Genomic DNA, 7,516 nt, shown 5'->3' with positions numbered 1-7,516 from the left:
GTGGCGCCCTGGCGGGTGAGGGCGTCGGCGCCGGTGATCACGGCGGTCGGGCCGGCGAAGGACAGGGCGGCGTGGAGGCGGTCCAAGCGGGTTGGCGGTGAGGGTTTTTGCAGGATCACGCCGGGCAGGAGGAGTTGCCAGGGGCCTGCAGGCAGGCAGCGGCGGAGGATCTCGCGCGAGGAGAGACCGGATTTGCGCAGGTCAGTGGTGGTTGTGATAGCCATGAGTTCATCTTGGGGCACGAGGTGATCGGTGAAAGGACCTCGGCGCCAACCTGTGGACAACTCGGGCCACGTTCACTCGATGGTGGCCACCGCAGCTCGCCAACGCGGGTTGGGAGCAAGGGACCAGTCGGCGCAGACGAGAGCCAGACCCCGTCTGAACTCGACCGGAACCCTGGACAGAGCCAGACCCGCAGTCTGACCAGAACCCTGAACACAGGCCACCAGAACCCCGGCCACACCGCGAACCCGGCGAAGACCCGAAAACGGCTCAGACCTCCTCGAACCCCGGCTGCCACCGAGCCACGATCTCGCGCGCCTTCACGTGCGCGTCGAGCTGGCAGAGGATGCCGGTCGCACCCAGCGTCACGCGGTGGATCAGCAGGTACTGCGGCGGCAGGTTCAGCGAGCGGCCGGTCTGCGAGTCGGGGCTGCGCAGGTCGCCGACGCGTTCGGCCTGTGACTGCAGCCAGCGGCGGGTGAAGTGGAACGACTCGGTGCGCAGGGGCTCGACGAACGGGGCCAGGTAGCCCAGGACGTCCTCGCCGTCGAGGGGCATGCCCTCGCGGATGAAGTTCTCGGTGCGCAGGAGGTCGACGAGGTCGGCGGAGCGGCCGTCCAGGGCCAGGCGGGTCATGCGGCCGAGGGTTTTCGGCAGGCCGTCCGGGAGGCGGGCCACGGCGCCGAAGTCGATCACGCGCAGGCGGCCGTCGGTGCCGAGCATGAAGTTGCCGGGGTGCGGGTCCGCGTGCAGCAGTCCGGAGCGGGACGGGGCCGAGAAGTGGAACTCGGACAGCAGCTGGCCGGCCAGGTCGCGGTCCTCGGCGGAGCCCTCGCGGATGATCGTCGACAGGCCCACGCCGGAGGTCCACTCGGTGACCATGACCTTGGGTGCCGAGGCGATGACGCGGGGCACGAGCACGTGCGGGTCGTCTTCGAAGGCCTTGGCGAACGTGCGCTGGTTGGCGGCCTCGTCGCGGTAGTCGAGCTCCTCCAGGTACCGGTCGCGCAGCTCCTCCAGCAGCGGGCGCACGTCGGTGCCGGGCATGATCGCCTGCAGCAGGCGGGAGAACCGCAGCAGCTGCTTCAGGTCGGCGCGCAGGGCCTCGTCGGCGCCGGGGTACTGGACCTTCACGGCCACGTCGCGGCCGTCGTGCCACACGGCGCGGTGCACCTGGCCGATGGAGGCCGAGGCGGCGGGCTCGTCGTCGAACGACTGGAAGCGCTTGGTCCAGGACGCGCCGAGCTGTTCGGCGAGCACGCGGTGGGTGGTGCGGGCGGGCATCGGCGGGGCGGCGGTCTGCAGCTTGGTCAACGCCTCGCGGTACGGGGCCGCGAGCTCGTCGGGCACGGCCGCCTCGAACACGCTGAGTGCCTGCCCGAACTTCATGGCGCCGCCCTTGAGCTGGCCGAGCACGGCGAAGACCTGCTCCGCGGTCTTGGCGGTCACCTCGGCGTTGACCTCGTCGGCCGCGCGCCCGGTCAGTCGCTTGCCCCAGCCGCCGACCACCCGGCCCGCCACGCCGAGCGGGAGGCTCGCCAGCTTGGCGGTGCGCTGCACGGCCTTGCGCGGAATCTCGGTCACACGGCCATGTTATGTGCGCTGCACTGACAGTCAGGGTGCGGATACCAGCTTCGTTTCTCAGCAACGCCCGTGACCAGGTCGAGCTCGACAGTGGCGTTGAGCACTGGCGGCGGTGCCTGTGCGGCTCCGCGGACGTAGCGCAACGACTCCAGCGCCTGCACGACGGCGAGCGCGGCGGTGCCCGAGGCGAACAGCACGTCGGACGAGGCGGGTTTGGCCACGAGCTGCGCGGCGATGTCGGGCCACGCCGGGTCGTGGTCGGTGCGGTGCAGGTCGGCGCAGTTCAGGCAGCTGGTGCGGCCGGGGAGCACGAGGGGGCCGACGATGCCCACGCCCTCACGCACGCGCACCGCCATATGCGGTGTCCGGGCGGCCATGAGCCCGGAGACGACGCTCGGATCGGGGACCAGCGTCGCGGCGAGCACCACGAGATCGGCCTGGTGGGCGAGCCGGACGCCCGACTCGGCCAACAGCGACGTCATCGCGAGCGCCAGGTGGCCGGCGCCGAACACGGCGACCGTCGCGCCCTTCGTCGTGGAGGGCGACTCGAGCAGGCCCGCGTCGTCCAGCGCCTCCAGCACGGCGGTCAGCTGGGCGGGGTCCTCCCCGCGTTCTCGGAGCTTTTCACCCAGTTCAGTGATCGTGTAGCGGCCGTCGAGGACGAGCAGCTCGTCCACCAGCGCGGCGGGCAGCTCGTCGATCACGACGGCGTGCTTCGGGTCGGTTCCCACCTGCACGACGCCGGGGCCGCGGCGCACCACGGGCAGTCCGCTGCGCACTCGGGGTCGGGTGTCCACACTGGAGAGACTGGCAGGGGGCAGCGCCCCCTGCCAGCGGAAACGTCAGACCTTGGCCTTGCCGAGGATCCGCGTCATCTTCGTACCGCACACAGGGCAGGTGCCCTTCGCCATGCGCCGGCCGTTGGTCTCCTCGACCTTGCCTTCGAAGTCGCGCTTCTCGCGGCACTTGACGCAGTAGCCGTTGTAGGTCTCGGCCACAGCCCCTCCCTTGCAGTTGTGAGTGCGGACACACTCGGGGACCTTGGCGCGACGGTACCTCTGCAGGGCGGCGATTCCGCGCATGTCGATTCTGCGCGTGTCCAGCCGCCGTTCGGTGGAACTTCACCCGCCGGGTGCGCGCCTGCGGCCGGTTGGGGGCGGAAAATTGTCGGTGCCGCCGATTACGGTGACTGCATGGCCGAACCGCGGGTGGAGGTGCGGCGGAGCTCCCGGCGCCGTCGCATGGTCAGCGCGTACCGGGAGGGCGACACCGTCGTCGTCCTTCTGCCGGCACGGATGACCAAGGGGGAAGAGAAGCACTGGGTGGCGGAGATGTTGAGCCGCCTCCAGCGCAGTGAGACGCGCAGGAGATCTCCTGCGCGGACGTCGGACGAGGCGTTGATGGCGCGGTGTGCCGAGCTGTCGGCGCGCTACCTGGACTCGCTCGCCGATCCGGTGAGCGTGCGCTGGGTGCCGCCCATGCGCACGAGGTGGGCGTCCTGCACGCCGTCCGAGGGCACGATCCGGGTGTCCGAGCGGCTGCGTGACGTGCCGCCGTGGGTGCTCGACTACGTGCTGGTGCACGAGCTGGCGCACCTGCTGGTGCCAGGGCACGGCAAGGACTTCTGGGAGTGGGTGCACCGCTACCCGAAGTCCGAGCGGGCCATGGGCTACCTGGAGGGCATCTCGGCGGCGGCTGGACTGGGTTTGTCGGAAGACTGATCCGCGGACCGGTTCCGCGGCGAACGCGAAAGCGCCCGATGAGGGTGTGCTCACCGGGCGCTTTCACACGTCAGGAGGTGCTCAGTCGGTCTTCGGCTCGTCGCCGGGCTGCGGCTTGCCGCCGCCCTGGGACTCGCCGCCCTGCGGCTTGTCACCAGCCTGGGACCTGTCGCCCTGCGGCTTGTCACCGGCTTGGGACGTGTCGCCCTGCGGCTTGTCACCGGCTTGGGACGTGTCGCTCTGCGGCTTGTCACCGGCTTGGGACGTGTCGCTCTGCGGCTTGTCACCGGCTTGGGACGTGTCGCTCTGCGGCTTGTCACCGGTCTGGGACTCGCCGTTCTGGGACTCGCCGGTCTGGGACTCGCCGGTCTGGGACTCGCCGGTCTGGGACTCGCGCGCCTGCGGCTTGTCGTCCTGGGGCGCGTTGCCCTGGGGCCGGTCCGCGGGCTCGCCCGTGCTCTCGGCCTTGGCGCCGTTCTCCGCGCGCATGGTGCGCTCGAGCTCGGCGATCGGGTCCTCGAGCGCATTGCGGGTGTTGGCGAGCCGCTCGGCGAACTCCAGCGGGTCGTCCAGGTCCTCGGCGGTCGGGATCAGCTCGGCGTGCTCCCAGACGCTGTCGCGGACCTCGACGCCGTGCTGGTCGCCGACGAGCTTCCACAGCGCCGAGGCGGCTCGCAGGCGCCGCGGCCGCAGCTCCAGGCCGACCAGGGTCGCGAACGTCTGCTCGGCGGGCCCGCCGGACGCACGGCGGCGGCGCAGCGTCTCGCGCAGCGCGGGCGCACCGGGCAGCCGGTCGGCCACGGCGGCGTCGACCACGACGTCCACCCAGCCCTCGACGAGGGCGAGCAGCGTCTCCAGGCGGGCCAGCGCGGCCTTCTGCTCCGGGGTCGTCTGCGGTTCGAGCAGGCCGGAGCCCATGGCCTCCTCGATCGAGGCGGGGTTCGACGGGTCGATCTGGCCCGCGAGCTGCTCCAGGGCGGACGTGTCGACCGTGATGCCCTTGGCGAACTCCTCGACGGTGTCGAGCAGGCGCTGCCGCAGCCACGGCACGTGGGTGAACAGGCGCTGGTGCGCGGCCTCGCGGGCGGCGAGGAACACCATGACCTCGGAGGCGGGGCGCTCCAGGCCCTCGGTGAACTTCTCGATGTTCGCCGGCAGCAACGCCGCGGTGCCCTCGGGCCCGAGCGGCAGGCCGACGTCGGTCGAGGTGAGGACCTCGGCGCCGAGCTGCGCCAAAGCGTTGCCGAGTTGAGACCCGAAGGCCATGCCGCCCATCTGGCCGAGCATCGACAGCAACGGTCCGGCGGCCTGCTTGGCCTCGGCCGGCATCGCCTCGACCCACGCGCCGGACATGCGCTGCGCCACCGGGTCGCACAGCCGCTGCCAGGTCGGGATGGTGCGCTCGATCCAGTCGCGGGCGGTCCACGCCTGCGTGGTGCGCGTACCGGCGGGCAGCGAGGTGACGGGGTCGAGCCACATCTCGGCCAGGTGCACGGCGTCGGTGACCGCGCCGGACTGGTCGGCGGCGAAGCCGATCGTCGTCTGCGACGAGGACAGCTGCTGGAACGCGATCTGCTTGGCGAGGTCGTAGTTCACCGGCCCGCTCGACGACCCTGCGCTGCTCAGCATCGCGCCCAGCTGGCTCAGCATGTTGCCCAGCTGGCTGAAGTCGAACGGGTTGTCTCCCGGTTTCCCGCCCTTGTCATCGGGGTTTTGCGCGCTGAACCCGAACGGCACGTCACTCATGCCTCTACCGTACGCGGATCGACATGGTCGTACGCTGTTCAGCCGTGAGTGAAACCGTCACGACCGCACCCGCTCCCGCGCCCCCGCCGAGGGAGCGCGGACTGACCCGCCGGACGTGGACGCTGATCGCCAGCTTCCTGGTCGTGGCGCTCCTCGGAACGGCGGGCGGGTTCGCCCAGGTCCCCTACGTCGCACTGGGCCCCGGCCCCACCTACGACGTGCTCGGCAAGGTCAAGGACACCGACGTCGTGTCCATCGACGGCCAGAACACGTTCCCCACCCAGGGCACCCTGCGGATGACGACGGTCTCGCTCACCAACGACCTGTCGCTGTTCGGTGCGCTGGGCCTGTGGCTGTCCGGCCGCTACGCGCTGGCGCCCAAGGAGGACTTCATCAAGCCCGGCCAGACCGAGGAGGACGTCCAGCGCGACAACGAGCAGGCGTTCAGCGAGTCGCAGACCGCCGCCGAGGTCGCCGCGCTGCACTACCTCGGCTATCCGGGCAAGGTGATCGCGAACCAGGTCACCAAGGGCAGCCCCGCGGAGAACGTCATCCCGCTCGGTGCCCGCATCATCTCGGTGAACGGCAAGCAGGTGCAGAGCGCCGCCGACGTGAGCGCCGCGCTGGAGAACACCAAGCCCGGCGACCGCATCGAGGTGGCCTTCGAGCAGGACGGCACCTCCAAGTCGACCCAGCTCACCCTCGGCAACCGGCCCGACGACCGCCCGTCCGGCTTCATCGGCATCTCGCCGGTCGACCGCGCCGACGTGCCGTTCAAGATCAAGATCAGCCTCTCCGACGTCGGTGGCCCGTCGGCCGGCCTGATCTTCGCGCTGGCGATCGTGGACAAGCTGACGCCCGGCGAGCTCAACGGCGGCAAGGCGATCGCGGGCACCGGCGAGATCCAGGGCGACGGCACGGTGAAGCCGATCGGCGGCATCGCGTTCAAGATGGTCGCCGCGAAGGAGGCCGGGGCGAACGCCTTCCTGGTGCCCTCCGCGAACTGCACGGACGCGAAGCAGCAGGCGCCGGAGGGGCTGACGCTGATCAAGGTCGAGAACCTCAAGGACGCGGTGTCGTCGCTGGAGGCGTTGACCAAGGGGCAGCCGACGCCGAGTTGCTGACCTGCGGGTGACGGTTTCAGCGGGGTCTTTCGCGCCGGGCGGTGCGGGAGGCCCCGCTGTCGTTCCCGCCTGCGGTGAGCTAGGCTTTCTTGCTCGCGGAAGGGCTGTGGGCGCGCTTTCGCAGGGGTACCCCCGTGTTGGGAACCCCTGCGTTTCAACGTACTCAGGGGGTCCGACAAGATCGGGTGGCGGCCGGGGGCGTGACGCGTTCCGCCGTGGGTGAGCAGCGCCAACACCGCCCGGCGTGATCAAGCGCCCGGCCTGGACTGTTCCAACTCCGAGCTGGAGCCGGGCCGGCGCCGCCCGCAGTGGAGCCCAGCCGTTCACCCTGCGGTGGTGCTCGGCCGTTCTGCGCGCGGCGGGCTGGGCTTTCTTGCCCGCGGTAGGGCTGTGGGCGTGCTTTCGCAGGGGTACCCCCGTGTTGGGAACCCCTGCGTTTCAACGTACTCAGGGGGTCCGACAAGATCGCGTGGCGATCGGGGGCGTGACGGGTTCCGCCACGGGCGAACAGCACGAACACCGCCCCGGCGCGATCAAGCGCCGGGGCTGTGCCAGCCTGGAGGTGTGACGACTAGGGCCGCAGTGTGGCGAGCAGGGCGTCGGTGAGGTTGGGCGCGAGCTCCGGGTGCTCGACGAACTCCTCGGGGACCTCGACCGTGCCGCGCAGCCGCAGCACGCACGACACCGTGCCGTCCCGCAGCACGGCGGCGACCAGGCGCGCCTCGCGGCGGGCCGGGTGCTCCGCTGCGAACTGGCGCGCGGCCTCGTCGTCGAGCTCGCCGTGGTGCAGCTCGGTCTCGGCTTCCGGCGGCAGGACGACGATCTCCTGCGCCAGCGCGCAGCCGGTGACCGCGGGCGGCCACTCGATGCCCGCCAGCGCGTCGGCCAGGTCGCCGGAGAGGGCGTCCTGGGCGATCGGCGTCAGCGGGGAGGCCTCCGCGTCGAGCTGGGAGCGCAGCTCCGGCTGCTGGGCGATCAGGTCGGCCGTCGCCACGAGGGCGAAGAGCTGCGGGGGCTGTTCCCAGCCGCCGGCCGCTACGAACTCTTCTACCTCGCGGGCGACCGTCGGGAGGACGACCGCTGGCGTTTCACTCGCTGACACGCGTGTCATCGTAAGAC

At 71.1% G+C, this 7,516-nt stretch carries 6 protein-coding genes and 2 pseudogenes; 2 read left to right on the top strand and 6 right to left on the bottom strand.

Going from position 1 to position 7,516, the window contains the following annotated elements:
• The 4 genes and pseudogenes from ADL03_RS25430 to ADL03_RS48710 form a co-directional block, all read right to left on the bottom strand.
• Positions 1-224: pseudogene (locus ADL03_RS25430) on the bottom strand (hypothetical protein); the annotation flags it as partial.
• A 268-nt stretch (positions 225-492) separates the two neighbouring features.
• Complete coding sequence (locus ADL03_RS25425; RefSeq protein ID WP_053736038.1) at positions 493-1,806, bottom strand: AarF/ABC1/UbiB kinase family protein; 1,314 nt, start codon at positions 1,804-1,806, stop codon at positions 493-495.
• A complete protein-coding gene (locus tag ADL03_RS25420) occupies positions 1,803-2,603 on the bottom strand; it encodes a TOMM precursor leader peptide-binding protein (protein ID WP_197288638.1) in 801 nt (266 codons plus the stop codon). The genes ADL03_RS25425 and ADL03_RS25420 overlap by 4 nt, the downstream gene beginning before the upstream one ends.
• Positions 2,604-2,648: 45 nt before the next feature.
• The gene (locus ADL03_RS48710) at positions 2,649-2,804 is read right to left on the bottom strand and encodes a DUF5679 domain-containing protein (protein WP_167979751.1); all 156 of its coding nucleotides are present in this window, start codon (positions 2,802-2,804) and stop codon (positions 2,649-2,651) included.
• 195 nt (positions 2,805-2,999) lie between these two features.
• On the opposite strand from ADL03_RS48710, the gene ADL03_RS25415 reads away from it, so the two are divergent.
• Positions 3,000-3,527: a M48 family metallopeptidase gene (locus ADL03_RS25415; protein ID WP_053736036.1), complete on the top strand. Its 528-nt coding sequence runs from the start codon at positions 3,000-3,002 to the stop codon at positions 3,525-3,527.
• Positions 3,528-3,959: 432 nt separating this feature from the next.
• Here the strand turns inward: ADL03_RS25415 and ADL03_RS25410 are convergent.
• Positions 3,960-5,273: pseudogene (locus ADL03_RS25410) on the bottom strand (zinc-dependent metalloprotease); the annotation flags it as partial.
• Positions 5,274-5,317: 44 nt separating this feature from the next.
• Here ADL03_RS25410 and ADL03_RS25405 point away from each other — a divergent pair.
• A complete protein-coding gene (locus ADL03_RS25405; RefSeq protein WP_197288636.1) occupies positions 5,318-6,397 on the top strand; it encodes a PDZ domain-containing protein in 1,080 nt (359 codons plus the stop codon).
• Between the two features lie 571 nt (positions 6,398-6,968).
• Here the strand turns inward: ADL03_RS25405 and ADL03_RS25400 are convergent.
• Positions 6,969-7,499 carry a PPA1309 family protein gene (locus ADL03_RS25400; RefSeq protein ID WP_369809025.1) on the bottom strand — a complete coding sequence of 177 codons (531 nt, stop codon included), beginning with the start codon at positions 7,497-7,499 and terminating at the stop codon, positions 6,969-6,971.
• Between the last annotated feature and the right edge of the window lie 17 nt (positions 7,500-7,516).

The sequence above is a fragment of the Nocardia sp. NRRL S-836 genome (assembly GCF_001279525.1).
GTDB lineage: Bacteria > Actinomycetota > Actinomycetes > Mycobacteriales > Pseudonocardiaceae > Lentzea.
The sequence above is the reverse complement of the archived record's forward strand: the minus strand, read 5'-3'. Positions and strand labels throughout refer to the sequence as shown.